This is a genomic window from Serratia grimesii, from assembly GCF_900186025.1.
GTDB classification, from domain to species: Bacteria; Pseudomonadota; Gammaproteobacteria; order Enterobacterales; family Enterobacteriaceae; genus Serratia; species Serratia grimesii.
Genome location: NZ_LT883155.1, coordinates 717,405 through 731,918, shown reverse-complemented (window position 1 = coordinate 731,918; position 14,514 = coordinate 717,405). Strand labels below are relative to the sequence as shown.

Here is a 14,514-nt window from a genome sequence, read left to right as displayed (position 1 = left end):
AACTGCGGCAAGGCTGCAAGTAAGAATCCCCTGAAGCTTAGTGAACTAAGTAACAGGGGTGTGCTTACGCAGCCAAGACAGCGGCAGTTTCAAGTATGACGGGTTTCACCAGTAACCTAGCCACTTCCACCACGCCCCACCAATCAACATCCAAATCAGCAGGTTAACTACGCTCATCACCCAACCGGCCTTCCACCATTCACCCAGCGTCACATAGCCAGAGCCGAAAATAATCGGTGCCGTACCTGTGCCATAGTGAGTCAGTGACATCATTAGTGAAGAAGAGAACGCCAGGATAAGCCCCAGCAACGCGGGCGGTGCACCGAGTGCAACCCCGGCAGCAAAGAACGCGGCAAACATGGCAGTGACGTGCGCGGTCGTGCTGGCGAAAAAGTAATGCGAATACAGATAGATGATAGTCAGTAACACCGTACCACCTACCCAGCTCATACCCATGTGATCGATACCGTTGCCCACCGTTTGCGACAGCCAACTGATCAATCCCAACTTACCAAGGAAACTGGCCATCATCACCAGCGCGGAGAACCACACGACCGTATCCCAAGCGCCCTTGTGTTTCAGTACATCCTCCCAGCTCAACACCCCCGTCGCCAATAGCACCGCCAGGCCAATCAGCGCCGCAGTGGTTGGGTTAACCGACAATGCCGGACCAAAGATCATCGCTGGGATACCTGCCCACATCACCAACAGCAAGGCAAACACCGCCAAAGTGATTTTCTCGGGTAATGTGATTAGCCCCAAGGCCTGCAGTTTTTCCCGGGCGAAACGTGGTGCATCCGGGGTACTTTTTACTTCCGGCGGATACAACAGATAAATGACCAGCGGCATAACGATGAGCGAGCACAAGCCTGGCACCAGAGCTGCAACAGCCCACATTGACCAAGTAAGCTCAAAGTTGCCATGGGTACCTTTGGCAATCAAACTGACGATCAATGGGTTAGGTGCCGTAGCAGTGATAAACATCGCAGAAGTGATGGGGTTGATATTGTAATTCACCAGTGACAAATAGCGCCCAATCTTACCGGAAGTATTCAACTCGGGTTTGGAGCCAAAGCTATCGGCGATCGATCTCATGATCGGGTGGATAATCCCGCCGCCACGGGCAGTATTGCTTGGCGTTACCGGTGCCAACGTGGTCTCCGCCAGCGTTAATGCATAGGCGATCCCCAGTGTCTTTTTGCCGAATAGCGAAATAAAGTAATAGCCAATGCGCGCCCCTAACCCGGTTTTGTTCAGGCTAAGAGAGATCATGATCGAGAAACCAATTAGCCAAATCAATTGGTTGGAAAATCCGCTCAGCGCATCATTCAGCGCCGCGCCTGGGTTACCCGGGTTGGTAACACCGGTCACTGCTACCAGCGCAATAGCCACCACCGAAACGGCACCAATGGGCATCGCTTTGCCGATAATGGCGATAATAGTGCCGATAAACAGCGCCAGTAAATGCCAGGCATTGGGCTCTACCCCAGCAGGCACAGGGATCACAAACCAAATTAGCAAAGTCGCAGCGAGGGCAAACAGGGAAGGAACAGGCTTGAGCGGTGTTAGTTTATCCATAACATACCCACTTTTCTAAACGGATCGGCATCTCAGCAGCAAGATGGGCGGGAGCGTAGCAGTCACGCTCCGTGTTCCCTTTAGCTTGGAGGGTTGGCGTAATGTTCTCAATGACATGCGTCAATGTTGCTGATGTTAAAACTCACACTTCCCGCACGCGAGCACTCATCCATAACGCCGCTACTGCCAGGATGGTCGCGAACCAATACACCGCATAATGGCCCAGGTTTTCCACCAATGCCCCCTGCAGTACCCCCGCCAGAATCACACCGGTAGAAATACTATTGGTAAACAGCGTCGTCGCAGCCCCCGGACGTCCCGGCATCAGGTCCTGGAAATAAAGCATGCCGATACCGGCGATAATGCCGATAAATATGGCGTTGAACAGCTGTAACACCATCAGAGCCAGCTTGAATTTAAACATCACCAACCCGGCATAAAACAAAATACCCGCCACCACAGCAAACAACATCATGTTGCGCTTACCGAACCGTTTGACGTAATAGCCGGCCAGCAGCATTGCAGGAATTTCCAACCCCGCCGCAGTGCCCATCAGCAGGCCCGCCAGATTCTCCGGCAGCCCCAAATCCGCGGTAATATAGAGCGGCATATCGATGATATACATCGTATTGCACGTCCACATCAGCATCGAGGCGATAAACAAGCGCCGTACATCACGGTTACGCCAGGCACTGGCGGGTGCAATAGGCGCCGAAGCCGTATTGGTAAGTACATTGTCCTGAACTTCCTGCCCAGCACGCGGCACCGATGGCAAGGTAAACCACACCAGTAACGCACAGACAGCAAAGGTTGTCGCCGCAATTACAAACATCACGGTAAATCCGTAGGTCAGCGCCAACGTAAACGACAGCGGCGGGCCAATTACCCATGCCAGCGACAGTTGTGCACGCATCACCGAACTGAACATCACTACTTCACGCGCCGAGCTGTCAGCATATTCTCGCGCCAGCGCGAAAATTTGCGGCATCGCGGTATTGGCAATCGCCGACAACAGCACACCGGCGGTGATCAGCGTCAAATAGTCACGGTTGAAGGCAAACAACAGACAGTTGCCGATCGCCATAATACAACACACCAGAATCAACTTACGCCGGTCGCCATGCGTATCCGAACGCTTGGCCAACAGAAAACTGACGGCAATACCGACAATGGCATTAACGGTGTAAAACAGACCAACCCACAGTGGCCGTACCTTAACTTCAGTCGTAAGGAAGAGGCTCAGCGTCGGGGCCAATAACGCTCCGGCAATGCCAGAAAGAAACGCAATCAGCAGGAAAGCGGCAAAAATGGGATTAAAGCGGCGTGGTAACCCGTACAGACGTTTCATATTGTCGTCCCTGGCCCTAATGCGGAAGAGAGAACCTTAGGCTACGGCAGATAAATTGCAAGAACATCACCGCGGCTGGTGATAAAAAAACCAGTGGGTATGACCCCACTGGCTGGTGAAACAGCACCATTACTCAGAAACTCTTGTGCCCTTCGCCTTTCAAGCCGCGATGTTGCTGCTCAAAGCGCAGTGGCCTAACTCAGTTGTCGCATCAAAGATGCTCGCGATATTCCTTGTCCGCCATCTTATGGATGTCCCATTGGGTCAGGTGAGCCAGCATATCCAGCCGCGCCTGTTCAGGCACCAGCCCCAGCCAATCGGCATGCTGGCGGCGTACCGCGCTGAAATACCGTTGATAGAACTGTTTTGACAAGAAAACTTTCATCTGTCGCCCTCCCCCTTTCATTGAGGAAAATTATCGGCGTAATATAGGGAAAGATAAATTGATGGGTTGATACCGGAGCGTTCCTCTTTTATGTCCACCTCCAGATTGCAACAGCAGTTCATTCGTCTGTGGCAACGCTGCCATGGCGAGCCGACCGATACCACGCTGCAAGAGCTGGCCGAAGTGCTCACCTGCTCACGTCGTCACGTGCGTTCGTTACTTGGAGCCATGCAGCAGCAAGGCTGGCTGACCTGGCAAGCGGAATCGGGGCGTGGTAAACGTTCGCGGCTCACCTTCCACTACACTGGCCTGGCATTGCAGCAGCAGCGTGCGGAAGAATTGTTGGAGCAAGACCGTATTGATCAACTGGTGCAACTGGTCGGCGATAAAAATGTGGTGCGGCAGATGCTGCTGTCCCAACTGGGCCGCAGCTTTCGTCAGGGCAAACACATTCTGCGCGTGCTCTACTATCGCCAGTTGTACAACCTGTTGCCCGGTTCAGCGTTACGACGTTCGGAAACCCATTTGGCACGGCAGATTTTCAGCGGACTGACGCGCATAAATGAGGAAAACGGGGAACTGGAATCAGACCTCGCGCATCATTGGCAAGCTTTAACACCGCTGCATTGGCGTTTTTATCTGCGTCCGGCGATTCATTTTCATCATGGCCGCGAGCTGGAAATGGAGGATGTCATCAGTACGCTCAGTCGCTTGATGCCACAGCCCCTGTTTTCCCATATCGAGCGCGTGATCTCGCCGACGCCATACGTGATTGACGTGCACCTGCTCAGCCCCGACTACTGGCTACCCTGGTTGCTGGGTTCTGTGCACGCCATGATCCTCCCACGTGAGTGGCAGAGTCTGCCGGAGTTCTCACGCCATCCAATAGGAACCGGACCGTACAGTGTGGTACGCAACCACCGCAGCCAGATGAAAATTCACGCCTTCGACGATTACTTTGGTTACCGCGCACTGATCGATGAGGTGAACATCTGGGTGCTGCCGGAAGTGACCGAAGAACTGGTGCACTCCGGCGTCCAGTTGCAGGCGGACGACACTGGCAAAAATGAACTGGAAAGCCGGTTGGAAGAAGGCTGCTATTTCCTGCTGTTTGATCAGCGCTCCTCATTGGCGGCGGATCCGGCCATTCGCAGTTGGCTGTGTGAGTTGATCAACCCGATTTCACTGCTGAGCAACGCCGGGCCAGTCTATCAACGCTATTGGTCTCCCGCCTATGGCATTCTGCCGCGCTGGCACCATAACCGTGCGCTGGCACTACAATCCAAGCCGTCTGGGTTAACCGAACTGACACTGACCTTCTACAGCGAACACTCGGAATTCCACGCCATTCAACAGGCGATCGAACCCTTGCTGGTGCAACAGGGTATCAAGCTGAAGATTCAGATCGTCGATTACGATACCTGGCATAAAGGCGATGCGATCAGCGATGTGTGGCTAGGCAGCGCTAACTTCTATCTGCCGCTGGAATTCTCGCTGTTCGCCACGCTGTATGAGTTGCCGCTAATGCAGCACTGCATGAATGAAGATCTCGCTGAAGATGCGACGTTGTGGCGCGCCAATACCTTACCGCTGGCCGATTTTGGCCGACGTCTGGTCAGCAGCCATCAGCTACACCCGCTGTTCCACCACTGGTTGCAATTGCATGGTCAACGCAGTATGCGCGGTGTGCGGATGAACACCCTCGGCTGGTTTGATTTTAAATCCGCGTGGTTTGCGCCGCCGGAAGCATAAGCGCCTTTCACCGACGCCCGTTAGTCTTTACAATGGCGCCGTCTCAACGGGGTGCAAAAATGCGGCGTGCCGATTTTGCTGAGAATAAACCCGTCGAACCTGATCCGGTCAATACCGGCGGAGGGATTTGAGCCTAGCGAACCGGCAGCCGCCACTCGCCCCCTCAGATACCCTTGCCCCCTAAATGTTCAGGAGTGCAAAGTGGTCAAAAAAAGTCTGCCCTTATTATTGTTGCTGAGCGCCGCGCCGGTGTTCGCCAAACCCACGCTGACGGTCTACACCTATGATTCCTTCGCTGCAGACTGGGGCCCTGGTCCGGCAGTCAAAAAGGCCTTTGAGGCCCAGTGCGACTGTGAGCTGAAATTCGTGGCACTGGAAGATGGCGTATCACTGCTTAACCGTCTACGTATGGAAGGCAAAAACAGTGCCGCCGACGTGGTTCTGGGGTTGGACAACAACCTGTTACAGGCCGCGCAGCAAACCGGTTTATTCGCACCAAGCAACGTCGACAGCGCTCAGTTAAGCGTCCCCGGCGGCTGGCAGGATAAAACCTTCGTGCCTTACGACTACGGCTACTTTGCCTTTGTTTACAATAAAGAAAAACTGAAAAATCCCCCCACAAGCCTGAAAGAACTGGTCGACAGCGACCAAAATTGGAAAGTGATTTACGAAGATCCTCGCACCAGCACGCCGGGCCTGGGGCTGCTGCTGTGGATGCAGAAAGTTTATGGTGACAAAGCCCCCGAAGCTTGGCAGAAACTGGCGAAGAAAACCGTCACCGTGACCAAGGGCTGGAGTGAAGCCTACGGTCTGTTCCTGAAAGGTGAAGGCGATCTGGTACTCAGCTACACCACCTCTCCGGCCTATCATCTGATTGAAGAGAAGAAAGACAGCTACGCCGCTGCCAACTTTAGCGAAGGTCATTATCTGCAAGTCGAAGTGGCGGGCAAACTCAAGGCCAGCAAACAACCGGCACTGGCCGAGCGCTTTATGCAATTTATGGTGACTCCAGCGTTCCAGAACACTATTCCTACCGGTAACTGGATGTACCCGGTGATCAAAACCCAACTACCGGCAGGTTTTGAGCAAATGACCGTACCGCAGACAGCGCTACAATACAGCGCTGAAGACGTGGCTAAACAACGCGGCAACTGGATCCGGGCATGGCAAACCGCCGTCAGCCACTGATCCCACGCTGGTTATGGCCGGGGCTGCTGGCTTCCGGTCTGATCCTGACCGTCGCCGTACTGGCGATGGGTTCGCTGTGGCGACACGCGCCCGAAAGCGACTGGCGGGGTCTGTGGCAGGACAGCTACCTGTGGCATGTGGTGCGTTTCACCTTCTGGCAGGCGTTGTTGTCGGCGCTGATCTCGGTGCTGCCCGCGATCCTGTTGGCACGCGCACTGTTCCGTCGCCGTTTCCCCGGCCGCCAGTTACTGCTGCGGCTGTGCGCCATGACGCTGGTGCTGCCGGTACTGGTGGCGGTGTTCGGCCTGCTCAGTGTTTATGGCCGACAAGGCTGGCTGGCTGCAATATGCGGTTGGCTCGGCATTAACTACAGTTTCTCCCCTTACGGTTTGCAGGGCATCCTGTTGGCACACATGTTCTTCAATCTGCCGTTAGCGACTCGCTTGCTGCTGCAGGCACTGGAAAATATTCCGGTCGAACAACGCCAATTAGCGGCCCAGCTTGGCATGAGCGGCTGGCAGCAATTCCGCTTCGTTGAGTGGCCAGCACTGCGTCGCCAGATCCTGCCGAGCGGCGCGCTGATCTTTATGCTGTGCTTTGCCAGCTTCGCCACCGTGTTGTCACTGGGCGGCGGGCCGCAGGCCACCACCATCGAACTGGCGATCTACCAGGCGCTCAGCTATGACTACGATCTCAGCCGCGCTGCACTGCTGGCTCTGATCCAACTGGCCTGCTGCCTGGGGCTGGTGGTGCTCAGCCAGCGCTTGAGTCAGGCGCTGCCCGTGGGCAGTACCCATGCCCACATCTGGCGCAATCCGGAAGACAGCTTGTGGCGCCGCGTGAGTGATTTTTTGCTGATTGCCGCCGCGCTGCTACTGCTGCTGCCCCCGCTATTGGCCGTCATTGCCGACGGTGCCAACCAAAGCCTGGTCAGCGTACTGCAACAACAGGTGCTGTGGCAGGCGTTATTCACCTCGTTACGTATTGCTCTCGGTGCCGGTGCGCTGTGCGTGGTACTGACCATGATGCTGCTGTGGAGCAGCCGTGAGCTGAAGTTGCAACAGCGGCTGCGCTGGGGCCAGCGACTTGAGCTGAGCGGTATGGTGATCCTGGCAATGCCGGGTATCGTGCTGGCGACCGGCTTCTTCTTGTTGTTAAGCGATACCGTGGGGCTGCCGCAGTCGCCGTATGCGCTGGTGATCCTCACCAATGCACTGATGGCGGTGCCCTACGCGCTGAAAGTGCTGGAAAACCCGATGCGTGACCTGGCCGAACGCTATAACCCGCTGTGCCTGTCGCTGGATATCCACGGCTGGCAGCGACTGCGGCTTATCGAACTAAAAGCATTGCGCCGCCCACTGGCCCAGGCGCTGGCCTTCGCCTGCGTACTGTCGATTGGCGATTTCGGTGTGGTGGCCCTGTTTGGCAACGAGCACTTCCGCACCCTGCCTTTTTACCTGTATCAGCAGATTGGTGCCTATCGCAGTAATGACGGCGCGGTCACCGCACTGTTGCTGCTACTGTTGTGCTTCCTGCTGTTTACCCTGATCGAACGTTTACCGGGCCACCATGATAGATCTTGAAAAACTGACCTACCTGTATGAACACCTGCCAATGCGCTTTGATCTACGCATTGAACCAGGCGAACGTGTCGCGGTGCTTGGCCCCAGCGGGGCGGGCAAAAGTACGCTTCTTAGCCTGATTGCCGGGTTCCTGTCAGCCACCAGCGGTAAACTGCGGCTAGATGGCAGCGACCACACCACAACGCCACCGGCTAAACGCCCTGTCTCGATGCTGTTTCAGGAAAATAACCTGTTCGCCCATCTGACGGTGGCGCAAAACATCGGATTAGGTTTGGATCCCGGATTGCGGCTGAACGAAGAACAGAAGCAACAGTTGGCACAAATCGCGCGACAAGTCGGATTGGAAGAACATGTACTGCGCCTGCCGTCACAGCTATCCGGGGGGCAGCGACAGCGTGCAGCCTTGGCCCGCTGTCTGATCAGGCAACAGCCAATCCTGTTGCTCGACGAGCCTTTTTCAGCACTCGACCCAGCACTGCGCAATGAAATGTTGCAGCTACTGCAAGAAGTTTGCGACCAGCGCAACCTGACATTGCTGATGGTCTCTCACAACCTGGATGATGCTGCACGTATTGCGCCACGCACCTTGCTGGTGGTCGATGGCCGCATTTTTTACGACGGTCCAACGCAGGCGCTGCTGGACGGCAGCGCACCAGAAGCCAGAGTGCTCGGCATTTCACACAAAGCGTGATCCGCAGCGCGTTTTTTATGCTGCGCAAATAAACCTGTTGTGCGAATTTTGCGCCTGTGGTTTTATAAAATCCTGACTTTTTTTACTGATGATAAGGTTCCCTGTGATCGCATCCTCGCTGACTTCGACCCTACTAGTTACCGCGCTACCAGCCGCGGTGATGGTCGTCGTGCGTGTGGTGGTGGTCGTCGGCAATGCGCCGTAGGGTCCGAATCAACGCATCGATTCCCAAACCCCGCCGGCGCAAACCGGGCGGGGTTTTTAGTTTCAGCCCCCTGCCCAGAAAAGCGAACCGGCCTTGAGAAAGGATAGGAACATGGCAATTTCGGGCACGCCACAGCAAGGCAACCGCTTCACCGGCGCACAGCTGATCGTTCATCTGCTGGAACGTCAGGGCATCACCACCGTTGCCGGCATTCCCGGCGGCGCTGCACTGCCGCTGTATGACGCACTGAGCCAAAGCACCCGCATTCATCACGTACTGGCACGCCACGAACAGGGCGCGGGCTTTATGGCACAAGGCATGGCGCGTGCCAATGGCAAGGCGGCGGTATGTATCGCTTCCAGCGGACCGGGCGCAACCAATCTGGTCACCGCTATCGCTGACGCCAAGCTCGATTCCATCCCGCTGGTATGCATCACCGGCCAAGTGCCTTCCTCAATGATCGGCACCGACGCCTTCCAGGAAGTAGATACCTACGGCATCTCGATTCCTATCACCAAGCACAACCATTTGGTACGCGATATCCGCGAACTGCCGCAAGTGATCTGTGATGCATTTCGGATTGCAGAATCCGGTCGTCCTGGTCCTGTATGGATCGACGTGCCTAAAGATGTACAAACTGCGGTGATCGATTTGGATGAACTGCCGCCGATCGCCATTCCCGATGCGGCACCGGCCTTTGAGGCCTCTGACGTAACCCAGGCCGCTGCGATGATCAACCAGGCCAAACGCCCGGTACTGTATCTGGGTGGTGGCATCATCTGCGCCAATGCTTACCAACAGGCGATTGAGCTGGCGGAACGCGCCAACCTGCCGACCACCATGACGCTGATGGCGTTGGGTGCGATGCCGGTGCAACACCCGCTGTCGCTGGGCATGCTGGGGATGCATGCAGCACGCAGCACCAACTTTATTCTGCAAGAGGCCGATCTGCTGATCGTACTGGGCGCCCGCTTTGACGATCGGGCGATTGGCAAAACCGAACAGTTCTGCCCGAACGCCGCCATTATTCATGTGGATATTGACCGTGCCGAACTGGGCAAGGTGAAGCAGGCCAACATTGCCATTCATGCCGACGTTGGCCAGGTATTGCAACAGCTGTTACCACAGATTGAGGCGCAGCCGCGCAGCGAATGGCTGGACACCGTCAACGGCCTGAAGCGCGAGTTCCCGTTCAGCATGCCGGATGCCGAAGATCCACTGAGCCACTATGGGCTGGTGCTGGCTGCTGCGCGCTGCGTGGATGAAAGCGCCATTATCACCACCGACGTGGGCCAGCATCAAATGTGGGTGGCGCAGGCCTACCCGCTGAGTCGTCCGCGCCAGTGGCTGACCTCCGGCGGATTGGGCACCATGGGCTTCGGTCTGCCGGCAGCGATAGGCGCAGCCCTGGCCGAACCGCAGCGCAAGGTGCTGTGCTTCTCCGGTGACGGCAGCCTGATGATGAACATTCAGGAAATGGCCACCGCCGTTGAGCATGATCTGGATGTGAAAATTATCCTGATGAACAATCAGGCGTTGGGACTGGTACATCAGCAGCAAACCCTGTTTTATCAGCAGCGTATTTTTGCCGCCGCCTATCCCAAGCGTACCGACTTTATCAAGATTGCCGCCGGTTTCGGGTTGGACACCTGCGATTTGAACGCCGCTGAAGATCCGCAAGCCGCTCTCGCAGAAGCGATCCAACGCCCGGGCCCTTGTCTGATCCACGCGCTGATCGATATCAATGAAAAAGTCTTCCCGATGGTGCCGCCGGGTGCCGCTAACATCGACATGATTGGAGAATAAGCCATGTCAGAACAATACAATAACCCGCAGGTAATCCTGGAGCTGACGGTACGTAACCATCCCGGCGTGATGTCGCATGTGTGCGGTCTGTTCGCCCGCCGTGCCTTTAACGTGGAAGGCATTCTGTGTCTACCGCTGAAAGACGGTAAACAGAGCCGCATCTGGCTATTGGTAGCGGACGATCAACGACTGATGCAGATGATAAGCCAAGTGGAAAAACTCGAAGATGTGTTGCAGGTAAAGCGCCACAGCGAAGACGTGCGGGTATTCGAACAGTTGGAGGCATTCTTCCAGTAATGTACAGAGGGGCGTTACGCCCCCGAGTTTGATGACAAAGTTGTCTTTGGACCCGAGATACCCGGGCCTAGCGCACCGAATGGCCATTATGGGACACGTCCATGTGTCCCACCCTATGGGCCGACTGAAAGTCGTTCCAATTTGCTCCCGGTAAATTGGTCGGAGGACAAGCCGCTACGCCCCCTTCGGCACGCTCTCCCTAATAATTGGCTTGGTCAGCAGTCTGAAGTGAATACCCTCTTGTTACTGCCCTGCCAGCACCTTCCAAAGTAAATGCCGGTAAACCGGCATCAGCGGCTGTTGGGACAGGTAATAAAAGGTGCCGATCGCCAGGATCCAACTCAGCACGCAGGCTATCCGTAGCCGCAGTGGCGACAACCATTGGCTCAAACGGTCATTGCTGCGTTTACCTTCACGCCACCAGCGCCAGCTCAGCCAGGCGGCCAGCCAAATCAGCATCGCCACCGCAAACAACAGCCATTTGAATAACGCACTGTTAGCGCTGGCAGGAATGTCGATCGCCACACCAGCCAGAATACCCGGGAAAAAATAGACCGGTGGCCAGGTGATACAGCCGATAATGTTCGGCAATGCGAATTTGTACGGCGGTAAATCCAACATCCCGGCAACCATCGGTACCAGTGGACGCGTCGGGCCAATAAAACGACCAATCAGAATGGTCGCCATACTATGCTGATGTAACGCATGCTCGGTCTTGTCGAGCATCGCCTTGTTCTTTTTCAGGAAGGACCAACGGTGCAACGGCCCTTTGAAGGCACGACCGATAAAGTAAGAAATCCAGTCGCCCAAAAGACAGCCGACAATACCTGCCGCCCAGGCGTAATAGAAGTCAACCTGACCACTGCCGATCAATGCACCGATACTGGCCATCATCACCGTGCCGGGCAACAATAATCCCACCAGCGCCAATGACTCCAAAAACGCGACAAGCATGACGACCATCAGAGTGAAAGCCAAAGACTGGGTAATTAAATGCTGTAAATAGGCTTCCATTAAACCTCTGTTGGTTATCCAAAGCGCGTGGGCGTGGGATTGTCAGGTGCGACCGGGAACGAGTCAACCGGTGAATTGTATGGTTTTTTGGCAGAACTGTGTGCCAATAGACAATTACTGTATAAAAACCCATACTATAGTCTATATATTCTCCCTTATAGCTTAGCTTGTCAGGAACAGCGCGATGTCACTCCAACAGGGTTTCTTGCTCACCCGCCACTGGCGTGATACGCCCGCCGGCACCGAGGTGGAGTTTTGGCTGGCGACCGAGAATGGCCCGCAGCAACTTCGCCTGGCACCGCAGACTTCGGTCGCCTTCATTCCTGCCGAACAGCGTCAACGTGCTGAGTTGTTGCTGCGCGAAGAACGGCAATGGGAGCTAAAACTCTTACCGCTGACTGATTTTCATCATCGCCCGGTACTGGGGCTGTACTGCCACCAACACCGTCAGTTGATCAAACTGGAAAGGCTGCTGAAAGACGGCGGCGTTAATATCTACGAAGCCGATATTCGCCCGCCTGAACGCTATCTGATGGAGCGCTTTATCACCGCGCCGGTATGGTTCAGCGGCCAGCCAAATGGCACTGGTCCACTGCTCAACAGTAAAATGAAACCCGCGCCAGAATATCGCCCTGCCTTGAAGCTGGTCTCGCTGGACATTGAAACCACTGCTCATGGTGAGCTGTACTCTATTGCTCTGGAAGGCTGCGGTCAGCGCCAGGTCTACATGCTCGGGCCGGCCAACGGTGGCAATGAACCGCTGGATTTTGACCTGGAGTACTGCGTCAGTCGCCCACAGATGCTGGAACGCCTGAACCAGTGGCTGGAACAACACGATCCCGATGCCATCATCGGTTGGAATCTGGTGCAGTTCGATCTGCGAGTACTGCAAAAACACGCTGAACGTTACCAAATCCCGCTAAAGCTGGGCCGTGGTGGCAACCTGCTCGAATGGCGTGAACACGGTTTCAAACAGAATCACTTTTTCGCCTCCGCTGCCGGGCGGTTGATTATCGACGGCATCGAGGCGCTAAAATCTGCCACCTGGAACTTCCCTTCTTTTAGTCTCGAGCACGTGTCACAGACATTACTGGGGGAAGGCAAGTCGATCGACAACCCCTATCAGCGGATGGCTGAAATAGACCGACGCTTCGCAGAAGACAAACCGGCGCTGGCGCGCTACAACCTAAAAGACTGCGAGCTGGTGACGCGAATTTTTGCCAAAACCGAATTGTTGACCTTCCTGCTGGAGCGCGCCACGGTGACCGGGTTAGCAGCCGATCGTAGCGGCGGTTCGGTCGCGGCTTTCAGCAATCTGTATATGCCACGCATGCACCGACTGGGTTTTATCGCCCCCAATCTCGGCGAACAGCCGGAAGAACACAGCCCCGGCGGTTTTGTGATGGATTCGCGACCCGGCCTGTATGACTCAGTTCTGGTACTGGATTACAAAAGCCTGTACCCGTCGATCATCCGCACTTTCCTGATCGATCCCGTTGGGTTGGTGGAAGGTATGCAACACCCGAGCGATGCCGATTCAGTGCCCGGCTTCCGCAATGCGCGTTTCTCACGTGAAAAACATTGCCTGCCGGCGATCGTCGAGCAGATCTGGCAGGGCCGTGAAGCGGCGAAGCGTCAGCAGAACAAAGCGTTATCCCAGGCATTGAAGATCATCATGAACGCGCTTTATGGGGTATTGGGATCGAGCGGCTGCCGCTTTTTCGATCCCCGCCTGGCTTCGTCGATCACCCTGCGTGGCCATGAGATCATGCGCCAAACACGAGAGCTGATAGAAGCGCAAGGTTACCAGGTGATCTACGGCGATACCGATTCTACCTTCGTCTGGCTCAAGCAACCGCATGACGAGCAGCAGGCAGCCAACATTGGCCGGACGCTGGTCCAGCAAGTGAACCAATGGTGGCAACAACATTTACAGGAGCAATATGGGCTGGATAATGCCCTGGAACTGGAGTTCGAAACCCATTATTCACGCTTCCTGATGCCTACCATCCGTGGTGCCGAACAGGGCAGTAAAAAGCGTTATGCCGGGTTAATCGCAAGAGCGGATGGCAGCGAAGAAATGGTATACAAAGGCCTGGAAACCGTGCGCACAGACTGGACACCGCTGGCGCAGCAGTTCCAGCAACTGCTCTACCAACGCATTTTTAAGCAACAGCCATATCAGGACTTTGTGCGGGAATACGTCAGCCAAACGCTCAATGGTGATTTTGACGATCGCTTGGTCTACCGCAAGCGCCTACGCCGGAGGCTGGACGAATATCAGCGCAACGTACCACCACATGTTCGTGCTGCACGCATCGCTGACGACTATAATCGTCAGCAGGGGCGACCGCTTCAATACCAGAACGGCGGCTGGATTAGCTATGTCATGACCGTGGCCGGGCCTGAGCCGCTTGAGACCCAGCAGTCGGCAATTGATTATCCCCATTATCTGGAGCGTCAGTTACAACCTGTGGCAGACGCTATACTCCCATTCTTGCATGACGATTTTACCACGCTGGTGACCGGGCAAATGGGGTTGTTTTGACATTCAGCCCGTCCCGCGGGCTTTGGCGAAGGGTTAAGAAAAATCATCAGGTTTTGCAGGTGACGAACGCGTCGCCTTCCATTACCATAGCGCCCTTCCCAAATTCTGGACCACACTTC

General features: G+C 55.5%; 12 protein-coding genes and 1 riboswitch. Of the genes, 8 read left to right on the top strand and 4 right to left on the bottom strand.

From position 1 onward, the window contains the following. Positions 1 to 105: 105 nt before the first annotated feature. The 3 genes from SGBXF1_RS03390 to sgrT form a co-directional block, all read right to left on the bottom strand. On the bottom strand, positions 106 to 1,578 hold the full coding sequence (locus SGBXF1_RS03390) for a DASS family sodium-coupled anion symporter (protein WP_037420773.1): 1,473 nt from the start codon (positions 1,576 to 1,578) through the stop codon (positions 106 to 108). Positions 1,579 to 1,720: 142 nt separating this feature from the next. Next, positions 1,721 to 2,926 (bottom strand): sugar efflux transporter, encoded by a 1,206-nt coding sequence (locus SGBXF1_RS03385; protein WP_037420772.1) that lies wholly within the window; start codon positions 2,924 to 2,926, stop codon positions 1,721 to 1,723. A gap of 211 nt (positions 2,927 to 3,137) precedes the next feature. Beyond that, positions 3,138 to 3,311: a glucose uptake inhibitor SgrT gene (gene sgrT / locus SGBXF1_RS03380; RefSeq protein ID WP_186427818.1), complete on the bottom strand. Its 174-nt coding sequence runs from the start codon at positions 3,309 to 3,311 to the stop codon at positions 3,138 to 3,140. Positions 3,312 to 3,401: 90 nt separating this feature from the next. Between sgrT and sgrR the strand changes: the two genes are divergently transcribed. The 7 genes from sgrR (at position 3,402) to ilvN (ending at position 10,833) form a co-directional block, all read left to right on the top strand. Beyond that, the gene (gene sgrR / locus SGBXF1_RS03375) at positions 3,402 to 5,063 is read left to right on the top strand and encodes an HTH-type transcriptional regulator SgrR (protein WP_186427817.1); all 1,662 of its coding nucleotides are present in this window, start codon (positions 3,402 to 3,404) and stop codon (positions 5,061 to 5,063) included. Between the two features lie 37 nt (positions 5,064 to 5,100). Continuing rightward, positions 5,101 to 5,207, top strand: a riboswitch (TPP riboswitch). A 57-nt stretch (positions 5,208 to 5,264) separates the two neighbouring features. Then, positions 5,265 to 6,251, top strand: coding sequence for a thiamine ABC transporter substrate binding subunit (gene thiB / locus SGBXF1_RS03370; protein ID WP_186427816.1), 987 nt, complete (start codon positions 5,265 to 5,267; stop codon positions 6,249 to 6,251). Further along, the gene (gene thiP, locus SGBXF1_RS03365) at positions 6,227 to 7,834 is read left to right on the top strand and encodes a thiamine/thiamine pyrophosphate ABC transporter permease ThiP (protein ID WP_186427815.1); all 1,608 of its coding nucleotides are present in this window, start codon (positions 6,227 to 6,229) and stop codon (positions 7,832 to 7,834) included. The genes thiB and thiP overlap by 25 nt, the downstream gene beginning before the upstream one ends. After that, the gene (gene thiQ / locus SGBXF1_RS03360; RefSeq protein WP_186427814.1) at positions 7,821 to 8,525 is read left to right on the top strand and encodes a thiamine ABC transporter ATP-binding protein ThiQ; all 705 of its coding nucleotides are present in this window, start codon (positions 7,821 to 7,823) and stop codon (positions 8,523 to 8,525) included. Before thiP ends, thiQ begins: the two co-directional genes overlap by 14 nt. 88 nt (positions 8,526 to 8,613) lie before the next feature. Continuing rightward, positions 8,614 to 8,730: an ilvB operon leader peptide IvbL gene (gene ivbL, locus SGBXF1_RS03355; protein ID WP_208295193.1), complete on the top strand. Its 117-nt coding sequence runs from the start codon at positions 8,614 to 8,616 to the stop codon at positions 8,728 to 8,730. A gap of 111 nt (positions 8,731 to 8,841) precedes the next feature. Next, the gene (ilvB, locus tag SGBXF1_RS03350; protein WP_061807364.1) at positions 8,842 to 10,536 is read left to right on the top strand and encodes an acetolactate synthase large subunit; all 1,695 of its coding nucleotides are present in this window, start codon (positions 8,842 to 8,844) and stop codon (positions 10,534 to 10,536) included. A 3-nt stretch (positions 10,537 to 10,539) separates the two neighbouring features. Beyond that, on the top strand, positions 10,540 to 10,833 hold the full coding sequence (gene ilvN, locus SGBXF1_RS03345) for an acetolactate synthase small subunit (RefSeq protein ID WP_037420755.1): 294 nt from the start codon (positions 10,540 to 10,542) through the stop codon (positions 10,831 to 10,833). 243 nt (positions 10,834 to 11,076) lie between these two features. On the opposite strand, the gene SGBXF1_RS03340 is transcribed toward ilvN, so the two are convergent. After that, entirely contained in the window at positions 11,077 to 11,847 is a 771-nt protein-coding gene (locus SGBXF1_RS03340) for a DedA family protein (protein WP_037420752.1), read from the bottom strand. 184 nt (positions 11,848 to 12,031) lie between these two features. On the opposite strand from SGBXF1_RS03340, the gene SGBXF1_RS03335 reads away from it, so the two are divergent. Then, positions 12,032 to 14,395 (top strand): DNA polymerase II, encoded by a 2,364-nt coding sequence (locus SGBXF1_RS03335; protein WP_186427813.1) that lies wholly within the window; start codon positions 12,032 to 12,034, stop codon positions 14,393 to 14,395. Positions 14,396 to 14,514 lie beyond the last annotated feature (119 nt).

Excerpts from the sequence above, each read along its gene's own strand:
- sgrR (WP_186427817.1), top strand. The coding sequence starts at position 3,402 with ATGTCCACCTCCAGATTGCAACAGCAGTTCATTCGTCTGTGGCAACGC.
- ilvN (WP_037420755.1), top strand. The coding sequence starts at position 10,540 with ATGTCAGAACAATACAATAACCCGCAGGTAATCCTGGAGCTGACGGTA.
- thiQ (WP_186427814.1), top strand. The coding sequence starts at position 7,821 with ATGATAGATCTTGAAAAACTGACCTACCTGTATGAACACCTGCCAATG.
- SGBXF1_RS03340 (WP_037420752.1), bottom strand. The coding sequence starts at position 11,847 with ATGGAAGCCTATTTACAGCATTTAATTACCCAGTCTTTGGCTTTCACT.
- SGBXF1_RS03335 (WP_186427813.1), top strand. The coding sequence starts at position 12,032 with ATGTCACTCCAACAGGGTTTCTTGCTCACCCGCCACTGGCGTGATACG.
- ilvB (WP_061807364.1), top strand. The coding sequence starts at position 8,842 with ATGGCAATTTCGGGCACGCCACAGCAAGGCAACCGCTTCACCGGCGCA.
- sgrT (WP_186427818.1), bottom strand. The coding sequence starts at position 3,311 with ATGAAAGTTTTCTTGTCAAAACAGTTCTATCAACGGTATTTCAGCGCG.
- SGBXF1_RS03385 (WP_037420772.1), bottom strand. The coding sequence starts at position 2,926 with ATGAAACGTCTGTACGGGTTACCACGCCGCTTTAATCCCATTTTTGCC.
- ivbL (WP_208295193.1), top strand. The coding sequence starts at position 8,614 with ATGATAAGGTTCCCTGTGATCGCATCCTCGCTGACTTCGACCCTACTA.
- thiP (WP_186427815.1), top strand. The coding sequence starts at position 6,227 with ATGGCAAACCGCCGTCAGCCACTGATCCCACGCTGGTTATGGCCGGGG.
- SGBXF1_RS03390 (WP_037420773.1), bottom strand. The coding sequence starts at position 1,578 with ATGGATAAACTAACACCGCTCAAGCCTGTTCCTTCCCTGTTTGCCCTC.